At 54.7% G+C, this 14,159-nt stretch carries 14 protein-coding genes; 13 read left to right on the top strand and 1 reads right to left on the bottom strand.

Going from position 1 to position 14,159, the window contains the following annotated elements; genetic code table 11:
- From CRO05_RS07835 to CRO05_RS07795, 10 genes are all read left to right on the top strand, one after another.
- Complete coding sequence (locus tag CRO05_RS07835) at positions 1-489, top strand: hypothetical protein (protein WP_097066518.1); 489 nt, start codon at positions 1-3, stop codon at positions 487-489.
- Positions 490-2,022 (top strand): hypothetical protein, encoded by a 1,533-nt coding sequence (locus tag CRO05_RS07830; protein ID WP_097066517.1) that lies wholly within the window; start codon positions 490-492, stop codon positions 2,020-2,022.
- Positions 2,019-5,735 (top strand): LPD38 domain-containing protein, encoded by a 3,717-nt coding sequence (locus CRO05_RS07825; RefSeq protein ID WP_097066516.1) that lies wholly within the window; start codon positions 2,019-2,021, stop codon positions 5,733-5,735. The genes CRO05_RS07830 and CRO05_RS07825 overlap by 4 nt, the downstream gene beginning before the upstream one ends.
- A 36-nt stretch (positions 5,736-5,771) precedes the next feature.
- A complete protein-coding gene (locus CRO05_RS07820; RefSeq protein WP_097066515.1) occupies positions 5,772-6,812 on the top strand; it encodes a hypothetical protein in 1,041 nt (346 codons plus the stop codon).
- The gene (locus CRO05_RS07815) at positions 6,813-7,970 is read left to right on the top strand and encodes a glycosyl hydrolase family 28-related protein (protein WP_097066514.1); all 1,158 of its coding nucleotides are present in this window, start codon (positions 6,813-6,815) and stop codon (positions 7,968-7,970) included.
- 7 nt (positions 7,971-7,977) lie between these two features.
- Entirely contained in the window at positions 7,978-8,154 is a 177-nt protein-coding gene (locus CRO05_RS15490) for a hypothetical protein (protein WP_159462706.1), read from the top strand.
- Complete coding sequence (locus CRO05_RS07810; RefSeq protein ID WP_097066513.1) at positions 8,147-8,644, top strand: glycoside hydrolase family 24; 498 nt, start codon at positions 8,147-8,149, stop codon at positions 8,642-8,644. Before CRO05_RS15490 ends, CRO05_RS07810 begins: the two co-directional genes overlap by 8 nt.
- On the top strand, positions 8,629-8,949 hold the full coding sequence (locus CRO05_RS07805) for a hypothetical protein (RefSeq protein WP_097066512.1): 321 nt from the start codon (positions 8,629-8,631) through the stop codon (positions 8,947-8,949). The genes CRO05_RS07810 and CRO05_RS07805 overlap by 16 nt, the downstream gene beginning before the upstream one ends.
- A 126-nt stretch (positions 8,950-9,075) precedes the next feature.
- Positions 9,076-9,966, top strand: coding sequence for a hypothetical protein (locus tag CRO05_RS07800; protein WP_097066511.1), 891 nt, complete (start codon positions 9,076-9,078; stop codon positions 9,964-9,966).
- Positions 9,967-9,977: 11 nt separating this feature from the next.
- A complete protein-coding gene (locus tag CRO05_RS07795; RefSeq protein WP_097066510.1) occupies positions 9,978-10,352 on the top strand; it encodes a hypothetical protein in 375 nt (124 codons plus the stop codon).
- 77 nt (positions 10,353-10,429) lie between these two features.
- Here CRO05_RS07795 and CRO05_RS07790 read toward each other — a convergent pair whose 3' ends face one another.
- Positions 10,430-11,578 carry an integrase family protein gene (locus tag CRO05_RS07790; RefSeq protein WP_097066509.1) on the bottom strand — a complete coding sequence of 383 codons (1,149 nt, stop codon included), beginning with the start codon at positions 11,576-11,578 and terminating at the stop codon, positions 10,430-10,432.
- Between the two features lie 300 nt (positions 11,579-11,878).
- Between CRO05_RS07790 and CRO05_RS07785 the strand changes: the two genes are divergently transcribed.
- The 3 genes from CRO05_RS07785 (at position 11,879) to CRO05_RS07775 (ending at position 13,951) form a co-directional block, all read left to right on the top strand.
- On the top strand, positions 11,879-12,994 hold the full coding sequence (locus tag CRO05_RS07785; RefSeq protein ID WP_097066508.1) for a cupin domain-containing protein: 1,116 nt from the start codon (positions 11,879-11,881) through the stop codon (positions 12,992-12,994).
- A gap of 356 nt (positions 12,995-13,350) precedes the next feature.
- Positions 13,351-13,584, top strand: coding sequence for a hypothetical protein (locus CRO05_RS07780; protein WP_090877269.1), 234 nt, complete (start codon positions 13,351-13,353; stop codon positions 13,582-13,584).
- Between the two features lie 154 nt (positions 13,585-13,738).
- Positions 13,739-13,951: a hypothetical protein gene (locus tag CRO05_RS07775; RefSeq protein WP_097066507.1), complete on the top strand. Its 213-nt coding sequence runs from the start codon at positions 13,739-13,741 to the stop codon at positions 13,949-13,951.
- Positions 13,952-14,159: the final 208 nt, after the last annotated feature.

The raw sequence follows: 14,159 nt of genomic DNA, 5'->3' as shown, positions 1-14,159 counted from the left end.
ATGGGATTGATTGCCGTAGGTGTGGTGGCTGCACTGGCGGGTGCGGGCATGTCGGCCATGGGCGCAATGAGCCAGGCCAAGGCGCAAAAGGACGTGGCGCTGTACAACGCGCAGATCGCGCAACGCAACGCTACCATATCCCGCCAGCAGGCGTCGAGGGATGCGGCCGCGCATAACCGAAATGCGCGAAGGCAGATAGGCGCGATGCGAGCGGCGTATGGCGCTTCGGGAATAGCGATGGAAGGTTCACCGCTGGACGTACTCGCGTCAAGCGCCGCGGAAGCCAAGCTGGATGAAATGAACATCAAGTACAAGGGTGAACTCAAGGCGATAGGTTTTCAGGACGAAGCCACGCTCGAACGTTTCAGCGGCGAGAACGCCATGAAGCAGGGTAGGATGGAAGCCGCGTCGGCTATCATCGGCGGGATAGGTAGTGCGATCAACATGGGCGCGAAGGGCGCGTCAATGGGCGCCGGGGGAGTAGCTTAGATGCCACGGATTAAAGAATACGAGACAAGCGTTTCGGCGGCTGCGGACATACCCGGCCGCCGTGCAAGGGAGAGTGACTTCGGCGGACCCGGAATGTTCCGGCTCGGCCAGGCTGTCCAAGGCGCGGGGCGGGATATAGGCAGTGCCGGCCTCATGATAAAGGAGCGCGAATCACAGGAGGAAGTGACAAACGCGCATGTCGCAGCGGCGGAAATAAACGCTGAATGGACAGCCAAGCTGACTGAGCTCGGCAACACGGCGCAGCCGGGGGACGATGGTTGGGCGGATAAGTTTCTGGAAGAGTTTGACGCGCACATAGGTGCGCAGGAAGCGAACTACACGACGGCAAACGGCAGGCGCACGTTCCGGCAGGCTGCGGGGCAGCTTAAAGGCCATTTCACTAAGCAGGCAATGGCGGTTCGGGGCGAGCTTGCGGGCATACACGCCAAGCAGCAATACCAGAGCACCCTTGATTCGCACCGTAACGTACTGGTCAACGACCCTACCCAATTCGACAGGTTGCTTGCGTCCGCACTGGGCTCACTGAACGACCCTGATGGCTCGTACTCGCGGATACCCTCGGCGCAACGGGAACCGCTGCTTCGGTTGACCAAAGAGCAGATGGCCATGTCCGCCGTGCAGGGCGTCATAAATTTGTCGCCGCAACTTGCGCTGAAGCAATTAAGCGACGGCCGGTGGGATCAATTTCTTGACGCCGACAAGCGCGTGATTCTTGAGCGACACGCAAATGTCGCGCTGAATGCGGAAGAGGTCGAGGCCCGCCGTGTTGAGGCGCTTGAAATAAAGGCGCGCAAGGAAGAGGAGATCGCGACGCAAGAGGAAATTGTACAGGCAATGGCGAACGGCACATTGACCACCAAGATGATTCTCAACTCCAAGCTGGCGCCCACGGGCGGCGGCAGTAAAGAGCACTTCCTGAATGTGCTGCGCACGCGAAATAAAGAAGTGGTGGAAGCACCTATAAAGACCGTCCCGTCTGTCATGCTCGACTTGTTCAGCCGTGTTCATGCGCCGACTGACGACCCGCGCAAAATTACCGACGAGGCCGAACTGAACAATGCATACATTAAAAAGCAATTGTCCTTCGAGGATTTCACACGACTGCGGAAGGAAGTCGCCGACGCGCGAACACCGGAGGGGGAAAAGCTCGGGAAGCGGCGCAACGATTTCATGAGCGGTATATCCCCGCAGATCGACAAGTCCAACCCAATGATGGGCAAGATCGACGCGAGCGGCAAGCAACAGGTTTATGAGTTCGGATTCTACGTTGACCAGCAAGTAGAGGCGTACCGGAAAGCGGGCAAGAATCCTTACGACCTGTTCGACCCGTCTAAGCCTGACTTTCTCGGGAAGCCGCAGGTGTTGTCCGGTTTCCAGAAAACCATGCAACAGTCGATGGCTGAGTATTCAAACAGACTGCGAAGCAAGCCCACAGCGCTCATGGCGGAAGACCGCGCCCGCAAGCCGGGTGAAACACCGGAGCAGTACCTAGCCCGCATGGGGTCTAAATGACAGCCACGGCACGAATAGACGAACTGAAAGCCGCAGGATTTTCCGATGAAGAAGTGGGCGATTGGGCGGTGGGTAAGCGCAAGGAACTGTCTCAGGCGGGATTTAACGACGGCGAGATCGACACCTATTTCGGCAAACCGCCCTTCGATCCAAAGCCGCTCGTCAAGATGTTTAACGACAATCACGTGGAAGCGAAGAAACCGGCAGCCGAAGGCGGCGAACCCAAGCCCGTTACCTCTTTCACGGAAGCCATCGAAGCGGGCTGGCAAATGTCCGTCACGGGGCTTGTAGCGCGCGGCGAGGCACCGGACAAAGCATTGGCCGCCGACGCGCCCAGGGCGTCCCGTATTGCTTCCGGCGCGGCAACGCTGGCGGGTGATCTCCCCGCAATGATCGGTGGCGCGGCGTTGGCGGCAGGTGGTGGCCCGGTGATAGGCGCTGCCGGTGCGTTCGCCCTGCCCGCCGGTTTGCGCGCGACACTGATGGATGCTTACACCAAAGGCGAATTCAATACCTTCGGGGAGTTTTGGGACCGTGCCTCGGGCATATTCATTGATACCGCCAAAGGATGGTTAACTGGTGCGGCCACCGGCGGCGCCGGCGCTGTGGCGGGCAAGGCACTGGCGGCTGCGGCTCCTACCGCGCGAGCGGCGGGTACATTCGGGGCTGAAGTTACAACGATGGTATCGGTCGGCAGCGCGCTTGAAGGCCATGTGCCGAACGCGAATGACTTTATTGACGCGGCGATCATGGTTGGTGGGCTAAAGGGGTCGATGAAAATGTCGGCCAAGCTGCGCGACGTTTACCGCGAAACAGGCCGGAAACCGGACGAAGTCTTGGCCGATGTGCAAAAAGATCCGACCGTGGCGCAAGACCTGGCGGCGACGAATGTAGCGGTGCCCCGGTCGTACGCAAAGCAAGCCCCCGATTTTCCGGCAAAAGCCGGCGTAACCGACTTGAAAGTCGCTGGTTCAGAGTTGGCGGTAAAAGATGTAGTGGAGCAAGGGCGAGGGTCGAGTGGTTTCAAAGGCAAGCAACAAGGCGTCGAGGACGTGGATTATGCTTCTGACTCAACGGCAAAAGCCCGTGATGACGTGCTCGGCAAGATAAGCGTCGGGGGGCACAACCCAAAAGACCCGCTATCTTTTGAACGGCTTTACACGATGGTAATTGACGATCTCAACCCCATAAGGGAAGCGGTCAAAGAGGCATCCAACGGGAAGCTACCAACAAGTCAGGATCCGTACCAACTCGCCAGGCTTACGCGGGGCACGTTTGGCAAGGCAGATCAGATGTTGGAACACGGGACATTTCGTTTTGATAGCTACCGCAATAACGGCGAGTCATTAAAAGCCATACTAGACCCTGTGAAGGACGACCTCAATGCTGTCCGGGCCTACGCCGCAGCGAAGAGGTCGCTCGAACTGGACGGCAGGGGAATCAAGTCGGGCATTGATCTAGCTGCGGCCAAAGAGGTAGTTAATTCTGCGGGCGTAAAGTACGAGCCGATATTAAAAGGTATGGTGGACTACCAAAACCGACTCGCCGAGTATCTTAAAGACTCGGGCGTTATATCCGACAAAGCGCTTGAAGCAATGAAAGCGGCGAATAAAGATTACGTACCATTCTTCCGCGTGCTAGACGGCGGGGAGGTTGGCGGCACCACGTCCGGCAGGGGCTTGACGACGAAGGACCCGGTTAAGAAAATTAAGGGGTCGGAACGGGTCATAGTTGACCCCATCGAATCGATAATAAAAAACACGTATTTATACATATCCCTCGCCGAAAGGAACGCGGTAGGCGCTAAGTTTATTGAGATGGCGAATAAATCGGGCAGGCCTGAAGATTTTTATGTGCCGTCCGAAAGCTCCGAAAGCACCGTCCTAGCCACCGCCCCCGGAACTTCTATCGCGCTGAAGGCTACCACACCGGTAGACCACGCGACCGCAGAATTTCTAAGACAACACGGCTTGTCTGAGGCTGCGCCTGAACTCGGGGAGTTCGTGAGCGCCGCGAAGTCCGTCACCGGCGCGGATGAAATAGCGGTGTTCACGAACGGAAAACGGAAGTTATACAAAGTTGATCCCGAAGTGGCGAAGGCGTTCAAGGCTGCGGACAGTGAAACCGTGGGGATTCTCACGAAGATACTGGCAGTACCGGCGCAAACGCTTCGGGCCGGATCAGTGCTATCCCCCGACTTCATGATGCGCAATCTTGTGCGAGATCAGTCTTCCGCGTTTGTCCTATCCAAAGCCGGGTACCTACCGGTGTTCGATATGGTGAAGGGCGCCATGTCGATTGCGAAGAGGGACGAGCATTTCCAGAACTGGCTTAAATCCGGTGGCGCAAACTCGGCACTCGTGGCTGTCGATAGGCGTTATCTGCAAGAGCATATATTCAAGTTGTCAGGCGATACCGGTTTAGCGTCGCGCGCATGGAACGTGGCGAAGTCGCCCCTTGAGATCCTGCGCATCAGTTCAGAGCTTATCGAGGATTCCACGCGGCTCGGGGAGTTCAGAAGGGCCGCCGGAACCGACACGTCCAAGGCGAACATACAGGCCGCAGGCATGGCGTCAAGGGAAGTAACCCTTGACTTCGCCCGCATCGGTTCGAAGATGCGGGCCATGAATATGATTAGCGCCTTCCTGAATGCCCATGTCCAAGGGCTTGACAGGACGGTGCGCGCCTTCAAGGAAAACCCCGTCGCCAGTACGGTGAAGACGGGTGCGAGCATCACCCTGCCCTCGATCCTGCTCTACATGGCGAACAAGGACGACCACCGCTGGAACGAGATACCCCGTTGGCAGAAGGACCTATTCTGGATCATCATGACTGACGAGCATGTATACCGGATACCGAAGCCGTTTGAATTGGGGATCATTTTTGGCAGCATACCTGAACGGGTCATGGAGTCGTATTTCAACGACAACCCCGACGCGTTCAAGGATATGGAGAATACGATAAGCCAGGCGTTTTTGCCCAATATGATACCCACGGCGGCCGCCCCTGTCATCGAACAGTTCTCGAACCGCAGCCTGTTCTCGGGCAACCCGCTCATTCCGTCGCACATGGAGGGCATTCTGCCTGAGTATCAGTACAACGACTACACGACAGAAACCACCAAGGCGCTCGGCGCGTTGATTGGGTCGTTCCCCGGCCTCAAGAAGAAATCAATATCCGACGAAGACACGCTCATCGGCGGCACGGCCCGTGCGCTGACAACGCCTGTGCTTATTGAGAACTATCTCCGCGCATGGTCCGGTGGCCTGGGTGTATACGCATTGCAGATTGCGGATAAAGGTCTGCGTGAATCAGGTGTGTTACCTGATCCTGAAAAACCTGCCGCCACGCTTGCGGATATTCCCGTCATAAAGGCTTTCGTGGTTCGCTACCCTTCAGGCACAGCGCAGTCGATACAGGACTTCTACGACACATACAGCGAGCGCAAGAAGTCTTTCGAGACAATCCGGCGCAAGGCCGCCGAAGGCGATGTTGAAGCTGTCGAAAAGACAATGGCGTTCGATAAGAATGCAATGGTGCAACTTGACGGTGTGAAGGAGACGCTAACCGAGCATTCGAAACTCATAAGGCTTATCCACAAGAACCCCGATATACCCGGCGATGAGAAGCGCCAGATCATTGACACGCTTTATTTCCGCATGATCGAACTATCGAAAGCCGCAAATGAAGAGTTGAATTCTTTACCCAACTAGGTTGCGATATTCAGACCATAATGGGATAATCACATCATGACTATCACATCAACGACCAACCGGAAAGAGTACACGGGGAACGGAGCGACAACGTCGTTCTCGTTTCCGTATTACGTTTTGGCTGCGGCGGATCTCAAGGTCTATCAGAACGGCGTACTCAAGACGCTTACCACGCATTACACGCTTTCAGGCACGGCGCCATACACCAGTGGCACTAACGTTCAATTCGTGACGGCGCCCGCGAGCGCAGACGAGATTGTGATTCTTCGGGATCCGGCTATAACGCAGCCACTCGACCTGGTGGAGAACGACCCACTTCCGGCCGAAGAACTCGAAAAGGGTTACGACCGCCTTACGATGGTGGCGCAACGGCTTTCCGAGCGCACAGATAGATCGTTTCACCTATCCGACACCGATGTTTCCGGCGCGTCCCTTGAACTCCCGGAGCCAGTGGCGGGGCGCGTTATTGGCTGGAACTCGGCAGCGGACGGGTTGGAGAATAAAGTGTCTGTCGGCGCGGTAGAAGTGACAACGTTCATGGAAACCCTGCTTGACGACGCGGACGCTGCGACGGCACGGGCCACTATCGGCGCGGTCGGGTTAACCGGTAACGAAACTATCGGCGGGAATAAAACATTTTCAGGGGTTACGGAGATAGGCGGCACCACCACCAACGACAACGCGGCAGCGGGGCAAGTCGGAGAATATCTAAGCTCAGTGGTGCTAACACCCGGCGTCAGCCTCACTTCCGCAGTGGACAAAAACGTAACCAGCTTGACGCTCACCCCCGGCGATTGGGACTTGAGCGGCGTTATTGTTTTCCTCACGTCGGCTTTAACATCGATTACCACGTTGGTGGCTTCTTCCAGTACGACAACAAACACAACCGACGTGAACCATTCCGATTCACACGCGACCAGCGCATTTGTCCCAGGCTTGATAAACCTCGGCGTGTCCGTCCCGGTTCGGCGCGTTTCAATCGCAGCACCGACAACGTATTACCTGGTGGCCTCGGCGGCCTTCAGCGCAGACACACTTACCGCTTTCGGGCGCATACAAGCAAGGAGAGTTAGATAGATGAAGCTCGGGTTGATTGACATACCGGCTGCGAACGCAGCGAACAACGCCGCCATTCAGGTAGCAATCGAAAACACGCTATCCAGGGATGGCACAGGACCTAACCAGATGGGCGCGAACCTGGACATGGGCGGTTTTGCGATTTTGAACTGCCCAAGCCTGACTCCATCTTCAGGAGGCGCCACAGTCAGCGTGAAGGACGCGGCGTTTGGCGCGGTGGGCGATGGCGTGACAGACGATGCAGCAGCGATTAACGCGGCGATCGCGCACGTCAAGTCCACTGGCGGCGGGGAAGTGTTTATTCCCCGAGGCACCTACCGGATAGGCGCGACGATAAGGTATCTGGCCGGGGTAAGCATTATCGGCGAGAGCATGGCGTCCACCACCTTACTATGGTTTCCGTCTGATTCGGCGGGTGGCGTAATGCTCGACACATCGAACGAATCGCTCCACCGGGTTACGTTCCGCGAGCTGCATTTCACCAAAGACGTGTCCGTGACCACCCCTGTTACCGGAATACTCGGCGGCTCCACCTTGACGAACTACAACTCGGCGGTGGGTTTCTTCGAGAACCTGCTGTTCGCTAAATTGAAATACGGCATACGCGGAAACGCAGAACCTACCGGCGTTGGGATTTTCGACTGCCACTTCAGGAACATATGGTGTACGTCCTGCTTCTATGGCTTGCAGTTATTCGGCTCGGGGAATCGGATAGAACAGCCCCGCATGACCTACTGCGACACGGGTATCGTGCTGGACTACCTGAACCCCGAATCGTACGACGGGCACACGATATCAGGCGGCGTGTTCGTCAAGAACAACTACGACTTCGGAATTCCCACCGCTTCGGGGATTCGCCCCACCGTTATCACGGGCACGTGGTTTGAGCAATCGACTTACGGAATCATCAACATTATCAACATGGATACCCGCGTAATGAATTTGAGCTTCATCGGGTGCCAACTGTCCACAAGCTGCGTTGATAGCCTGTTCAATGTTTGGGGCGCCCTGGGAACAATCTCGGTGGATAAATGCACCCTTATTTCCGGCGGCGTAGGGACGGCTCAAAACTTCGTAGCCCCTTCGTCTGCAAACGGGCGCCTCCTTGTTACCAACTGCCAGAAATACGACTCGGCAGGCGTCGGCTCTTTTCTGTAATTCAGTCATGAACGACAACGTCCACCCATCTGTAAAACTGGCCGTCCTTTGGGTCGTCGCCCTTTTCGAGAAAGTACAGGCGTTGTTGCCGAGCATAATACTTTGGGGCACGGCGATATATACGGTGTTGCAGGTGGCGTGGATGTTCAAGAAGTTTTGGGACAAGTTCAAAGGCGATGACTAAGTTCCGCGCAGCCGTAGCAGTCCTGGCGTTTTCAGCGGCCGGCGCCGTTGGGCTGGCGTTGGATGAGTACTACACCAGCGAGGCCATCATCCCCGTCCCTGGCGACGTTCCCACTCTGGGATTCGGCAGCACGAAAGGCGTCAGGATGGGCGACACAACCACCCCGCCAAAAGCTCTGCGCCGGTTCATATCCGAGATCAAGACGGATTACGAAGGACCCCTCAAGAAATGCCTCACCGGGCAGTTGTCGCAATCGGAATACGACACGCTGGTAAAGGAGTCGTACAACGCTGGCGCTGGTGCGATATGCCGGGAGATCGCCCCGAAGTTCAACGCAGCCAAAACCGAAGAAGATTACGCCGCAGCCTGTGATTCATTCATCGGGTGGCGTGAGACGGTCAAAGGCAAGAGTTGCCGGGTCCGTGCGAACGATTGCTACGGGCTGGTCGTTCGGCGCAAAGCTGCAAGTGAGTCATGCAAGAAGTCCTGAAGCCCATCGAGTTCGCCTTCCGCGATGCGGAGCTAACGCTTCAATGGGCCGAACCCACCAGCCGAGTGGGTTATATCCGCGTCCATCGAGACGCAAATAATATCCCCGGCCCGACGCTCTACACATTGGCGGTCGAGCTTTATGCCGATGGCACATACGAATTCAAGCTGCTTGAGAAATTCCTGCGCGGTCCGTTCGGCGAGGAAATGAAGCGGTTTAATGCCTATATGGAATCTCTCGGGTACGTTGGGCGGTGGCGCAGATTCAAAGAAGGTAAGCCGCCCAAGATCGTAGAAATTGCCTAAAAACCGAGCGATTGTAAGCCCCTACAATCGATTATTTTTACCCCGCTGGTACCTAACCCTATGCGCGCTGCCTGTTCTGAAGAAGAATTTATAGCACTCTGGCATAAACACCCTTCCATTTCCGAGATGGCGAAAGTCCTGGACGTGAGCGAGCGAAATCTGCACGCCCGCCGTCGCCGCATAGAAAACAAACGCAAGATAAAGCTCGGCAGTGACAAGCCGCAGAGTCCCGACATGAAAATAACCATGCCCGCGGATAGCGTGCGGGTCCAGGTGGAAATGGAGAACGGCGTAATCATCGTGGGATCTGACAAGCACTATTGGCCGGGGCTTGTTTCGACAGCGCACCGGGCCGCCGTGTCCGCGATCAAAGGCATGAAGCCCAACATGTACATCACCAATGGCGATGCATTCGACGGGCCTACGGCCGGAAGGCATGGGCGCATCATGTGGGAAGCCCGGCCATCGGTTAAGCAGGAACTCGAAGCTGTACAGGACAGGCTCGCCGAGATAGAGAAAGCGATGGGTAACGGCGCGCTACATTGGAATTGGGGCAACCACGATCAGCGATTCAACACGAAGCTATCAGCCATGGTCCCGGAATTCGAGGGCGTGCCAGGCTTTAACCTGAAGGACCATTTCCCCAGGTGGAAGTTTGGCATGTCGCTCATGGTCAACGGCCACACGATGGTTAAGCATCGGTGGCACAACGGTATCCACGCCGCTTACAACAACGTGTTGAAGTCTGGCACGTCCGTAGTCACGGGCCACCTGCACGCGCTGCAAGTCCGGCCATACACTGATTACAACGGGACGAGATACGCGGTGGACACTGGAACGCTGGCCCACCCGTTCGGGCCGCAGTTCACCTACGCTGAAGACAGCCCGGCCAATCACCGATCGGGCTTTGCGGTGTTGACGTTTCACAAAGGCAAGCTCATGCCGCCCGAGTTGTTGGAAGTGATCGACGAGGAAGCGGGTCTTGTCTTTTTCCGTGGCGTTGCATTCACAGTATAGGAGATTGGCGTATGCCACTTTTAGCGTGGTATGGACTGGTCGCGGCCCTGATATTCGGGGCTGGCGCTGCGGCCAGTTGGAAAGTTACATCGGACCACTACGAGGCAAGAGCGGCGAAGGATGACCGGGTGGCGCTTGAGGATTTTGAAACGGCCGTCCTGGGCATGAACCAATTATCGGCAGCGTTGGAGGTATCTAAAGGTGAAAGCAAAATCGTTTACAAAACCATTGAAAAAAGAATCCCGCGGCTTGTTGAGCGCGCTGTGTATCTGCGTGAGTGTGTTGACGATGACGGGTTGCGCCTCATCAACGAAGCCATCGCGGGCAAACTACATACCGGCGAACCTGTTAAGCCCCTGCCCGCCCCTGACGCCACTGGAAAATAAAACTGGCGCAGCCATTGTAAGGAAGTTCGTTGAGGTCGGCGAACTGTACAACAACTGCGCCATGGGGAAGGCGGCTCTTATTGAGGCTGTGAAGAAGTAAGCAGCTTCTCCATCCGGTCAGCGATCCGGGCACTGGAAGCCATAGCGGGATCCTCCATCAGCTTCGCGTATATCTTCGTGGTCTGCGCGGACTGGTGCCCAAGCAACTCCCCAACCATGCCCGCATTCTCCCCCGCTGAAAATCCAACGGTGGCGAATGTGCGCCGCAGGTCCCGCGCCCACAAATCTTCGCAACCCGCAGCCTTACGTATCCGAGCCCACAACGCCGTAGGCGCCGCCGCAAGGCCTGTGATGGTTCCGAGGTTCTTAGGTAGCTTGTCTATCACGCGCATGGCCTGCGGGGGCAGGAACACCACCCTGTCGTGGCCTGTGCTGTCCGATGTTTTACCGTGCAGCCGCAGGATACCGTGGACAGACCCATCCTTCTCTATGCGCTCGATCTGCGACGGCAACGCTTTTGCGATCTCGGAAGGCCGAGCGCCTGAGAACATGATCAAATATATGAACGCGACCGACCGCAGGTTTCTTTCGGATTCTGCATCAAGCAGCCTGGATATTGCGACAAGTTCCGCTGGCGTTGCGTAGCGGCGTCTCTTTCGCTCGGGGAATCTCTCAACCAGGGTACACGGGTTGGACCCGGCAGCGCGCCAGCCCAAGCGCTCGGCCGTGCTCAACATTTTGGATATGAAGGTGACGATCCGATTCGCCGCGTATGGTGACTTCTTCATTGTGTTGCGAAGGTTTAACACGTCTTGGTAGCCCACCGCCCGCACACGCATTTTGCCCAGGCGTGATCGAACATGGGCATTGTAAGCCCACCCTATCTGTTTGTCCCAAGCGCGCCCTTTGTTCCACACTTCTTTCATGCAGTAATCAAACAGGGCGTCCATGGTGGGCTCACCCTTCTCACGGTCCCTCGCCGCTTTAGGGTCGTTGCCCAAGGCTACTTCCGCCAAGATGTCACGGCCCATATCCCGCGCCTGCGCGAGTGTTATAATCCCATACACGCCGAGCTTTGGCCGCCGCTCGTCGCCGAGCTTTGTCCGGTAGTACATATAAAAGCCCTTGCTGCCGTTCTTGTTGATAACATGCAGCCCTTTTACCGCGTCGTCTCGTATGGTTTTTCCGGCATCCAATGCGTCGATTGCAGTGTTCGTGAGTTTCATTTCAAGTCGCTCCTGAGTCGTGTTTTTCGAGAATCAATATTGTGCGAATCGCATCATAGTGTTACTGATACATCACTGTCAACCCCTGCACCACCTGAAATTGTTAAGTGATTGTAAAATCACAACATGTTAAGTGGTTCGAAATCAGCCTCACGGATCTCGACAAGATGTTCATGCGAGGCAGATAAGCTGAACGGCTGATCTGCGCCTGATCTTGCGCTTGAGCTTTCCAATCTGGCACGTTGATTTGGCAGGCAAGGCCGGTTTTAACGATAGCGCTTGCAGCGCCTGGAATCTGCTATGAAAACCAAGCTGCTGGGGAATATTTCCCCCAGGAATTTTCTCCGAGATTACTGGCAGAAAAAGCCTCTGCTCATACGTGGAGCCCTACCGGGATTTCAGGGGCTTCTGACTCCCACGGACCTTATCGGTCTCGCCTGCCGCGACGATGCGCAATCGCGGCTGATTACGCAAAAGAATGGAAAATGGGAGGTCAGACATGGTCCTTTCACATCTCGCATTTTTTCGCGTCTGCCAAAGAAAAACTGGACACTGCTGGTACAGGATGTCAACCACTTTCTGCCCGAAGCCCGCGAATTGCTGCTGAAATTCAATTTTATCCCGCATGCTCGGCTCGATGATCTAATGGTGAGCTATGCGCCCGAGGAGGGAGGGGTAGGGCCCCATTTCGATTCATACGATGTGTTTTTACTGCAGGGTATGGGGAGCAGGTATTGGCAGATATCAGCCCAGCAGGATAAGACCCTGATCAAGGATGAACCATTAAAAATCTTGTGTGATTTCAGGCCGGAGCAGGAATGGATGTTGGAACCGGGCGATATGCTGTATCTACCGCCGGGCTACGCACACAACGGTGTGGCGGCAGATCGCTGCATGACCTATTCCATTGGCTTTCGGGCTCCTGCATATCAGGAGCTCGCTACTCAGTTTCTCATTTATCTGCAAGACAATAGCGTGATTGAAGGCATGTATCACGACCCCGACATCAGCTTTCAATCCCGCCCTGGTCGCATTAGTCCGGACATGTTGCGCCAGGTGGGCGCCGCGCTTGATAAAATCAAATGGAGTTGTGCTGATATAGAATGTTTTCTGGGAATCTATCTCACCGAACCTAAACCTCATGTTTTTTTTACACCGCCATCACAACCCATGACGCAACAAGCGTTCGTATATCAGGTTAGAGACGGAAAACTACAACTGGATCTTAAAAGCAGGATGCTATGCAGCGGAAAAAGTATTTTTCTGAATGGCGACGCCTATACGGTTGGCTTCCAGGCACGCCGATTATTGGGAAAATTAGCTGATTGCCTTGCGTTGCCAACTGCAGAAGATCTCGATGACGAGTCTCTTGCCCTTCTTTATCAATGGTATCTTTATGGTTATGTTGAAATATGAACGTATGGGAGTGATACCTGCAGCAGATTTCGTCAATTCTGCTTTTCTCAGTTACAGGGTGAGAAGTCCGGATGGTTTTTGCCAGGGTCTTTAAATTTTCATAGAGGCCTATTTCCAGAGACACAATTCGTAGCGACAAATGTTTAGCCGCGGTTCTGAATGAGTTGACAGCGGCCGGTTTCAGGAGAATTACTGTTATTAATTTCGGCTCCGGGATACAACGACTAGACAACATTTATTAATTCTGCTATTAAGATAGTGGCTATATAGAATAGGTGGTCTCTCAAAATTTGAATGGCCGAAATGTTTGATAATTACTTGTTGTTCGTTATAAATCTATAAAGGAGATTAAAAAAATGAAGTACTCGCTCCTCGCTGCCGCCCTGATAACACTATCATTAACCGCGTGTGACCAAATGAGAGAGAAAAAACCTGGTGAAGGGAAACCGGGGCAATACCCTCCCAGCCTCTGGGAAAAACGTGAAGGACAGCTTAGTGATGCAGATATTGAAGCAGCACAGAAAGAATCTGAAGCTGCTGGGACGGAGGCAAAGAAAAATGAACCGCCGAAAGAAGAACCCAAGTACTAATGTCAACAAGCATGCTTTAAAAAACGCCGTCCTTCGGGGCGGCTTTTTTTTCGGATCTTTCCGGAGGAAGTCGTTCAACGTATCCTCGATTTGAATGACACAAACGCTTTTGTTACACTATGGAACTTCTCTGAAACGATAGGATGGCTAAATAATGAAATACTCTCTCCTTGCTGTTGCCGTGATGGCATTGACGCTGACCGCTTGTGAATACAAAAAACATCCTATGGACAAGCCGCCCCCCTCTGCTTCGGTTGAACGTGAATCGGCACCAAATTTTGACGATCTTGATAAACCTGGCGATGAGGCGGCAGGTACTCAGGATGCAGGCAGTGCTGGAGTCAAGAAAGAAGCACCCGGTACGTAATTGACAGCGATAGCTAGTTTTTATTGCTCTTTTTTATTGACCGATTAAACCCGATAAATTGCCGAACTCAACGACAAGTTTCGCAAATTTCGATTGGTCAGGGTTATTTTTGCTATATAATATGACCCGTCACAACCTATTTCCATTTTATTTAAGGACGCCCCTATAATGAAACTTTCACTCCTTGCCGCCGCTTTGATGGCACTTG

This window comes from Nitrosovibrio sp. Nv4, assembly GCF_900215485.1.
In the GTDB taxonomy this organism is placed as follows: Bacteria; Pseudomonadota; Gammaproteobacteria; order Burkholderiales; family Nitrosomonadaceae; genus Nitrosospira.
Note: the sequence above shows the minus strand (reverse complement) of the source record. Positions and strands in the feature narration are given on the sequence as shown.

Bases quoted from the DNA above. Each gene is read 5' to 3' on its own strand.
- CRO05_RS07835 (WP_097066518.1), top strand. From the start codon at position 1: ATGGGATTGATTGCCGTAGGTGTGGTGGCTGCACTGGCGGGTGCGGGC.
- CRO05_RS07830 (WP_097066517.1), top strand. From the start codon at position 490: ATGCCACGGATTAAAGAATACGAGACAAGCGTTTCGGCGGCTGCGGAC.
- CRO05_RS07825 (WP_097066516.1), top strand. From the start codon at position 2,019: ATGACAGCCACGGCACGAATAGACGAACTGAAAGCCGCAGGATTTTCC.
- CRO05_RS07820 (WP_097066515.1), top strand. From the start codon at position 5,772: ATGACTATCACATCAACGACCAACCGGAAAGAGTACACGGGGAACGGA.
- CRO05_RS07815 (WP_097066514.1), top strand. From the start codon at position 6,813: ATGAAGCTCGGGTTGATTGACATACCGGCTGCGAACGCAGCGAACAAC.
- CRO05_RS15490 (WP_159462706.1), top strand. From the start codon at position 7,978: ATGAACGACAACGTCCACCCATCTGTAAAACTGGCCGTCCTTTGGGTC.
- CRO05_RS07810 (WP_097066513.1), top strand. From the start codon at position 8,147: ATGACTAAGTTCCGCGCAGCCGTAGCAGTCCTGGCGTTTTCAGCGGCC.
- CRO05_RS07805 (WP_097066512.1), top strand. From the start codon at position 8,629: ATGCAAGAAGTCCTGAAGCCCATCGAGTTCGCCTTCCGCGATGCGGAG.
- CRO05_RS07800 (WP_097066511.1), top strand. From the start codon at position 9,076: ATGGCGAAAGTCCTGGACGTGAGCGAGCGAAATCTGCACGCCCGCCGT.
- CRO05_RS07795 (WP_097066510.1), top strand. From the start codon at position 9,978: ATGCCACTTTTAGCGTGGTATGGACTGGTCGCGGCCCTGATATTCGGG.
- CRO05_RS07790 (WP_097066509.1), bottom strand. From the start codon at position 11,578: ATGAAACTCACGAACACTGCAATCGACGCATTGGATGCCGGAAAAACC.
- CRO05_RS07785 (WP_097066508.1), top strand. From the start codon at position 11,879: ATGAAAACCAAGCTGCTGGGGAATATTTCCCCCAGGAATTTTCTCCGA.
- CRO05_RS07780 (WP_090877269.1), top strand. From the start codon at position 13,351: ATGAAGTACTCGCTCCTCGCTGCCGCCCTGATAACACTATCATTAACC.
- CRO05_RS07775 (WP_097066507.1), top strand. From the start codon at position 13,739: ATGAAATACTCTCTCCTTGCTGTTGCCGTGATGGCATTGACGCTGACC.